The 426-nt window shown below is 20.2% G+C and carries 1 protein-coding gene; it reads right to left on the bottom strand.

What is annotated here, in order from left to right; genetic code table 11:
- Positions 1 to 56 precede the first annotated feature (56 nt).
- On the bottom strand, positions 57 to 389 hold the full coding sequence (locus GOQ16_RS18535; protein ID WP_160070444.1) for a hypothetical protein: 333 nt from the start codon (positions 387 to 389) through the stop codon (positions 57 to 59).
- Positions 390 to 426: the final 37 nt, after the last annotated feature.

Below are 426 nucleotides of genomic sequence, written 5' to 3'. Positions count from 1 at the left end.
TCTTATGCCAATTAAAGTGAAGGGGGTACTATGGCCGTCTTCAAAATCTCAAAATCTTAAAGTCTAATATTTTCATAAATATTTAATAAATCACAATAGAATTGATAGAATTTATTATCTTTTGTTAAGACTTTTTTTTCAATGATTATATTTAATTTTTCAATTCTTTTTTCTAAATTGACAATTTCTTTATGTATATTATTTTCAATTCTAATTGCTTGACTATCTATATAAGTATTTTTATATTTTAATTTTGGATCTAAATAATCTATAAAGAAACTTTTTAAATCTCCTTTTAAATAATTTAATTCACTTTTTATTGCAATTTTTAAATCGATAAAATCTTGTATGATATTAGGAGTTAAATTTATCAAAGGTTCTTGATCCATAAATTTTTTAAATAGTTCTTAGGACTTGATTGTATTT

Source organism: Sphingobacterium bovisgrunnientis (assembly GCF_009829085.1).
Classification (GTDB): domain Bacteria; phylum Bacteroidota; class Bacteroidia; order Sphingobacteriales; family Sphingobacteriaceae; genus Sphingobacterium; species Sphingobacterium bovisgrunnientis.
This window is presented reverse-complemented; position numbering and strand designations above follow the sequence as displayed.

What these genes read in the sequence shown, in the direction of transcription:
- GOQ16_RS18535 (WP_160070444.1), bottom strand. Translation starts at nt 389, where the DNA reads ATGGATCAAGAACCTTTGATAAATTTAACTCCTAATATCATACAAGAT.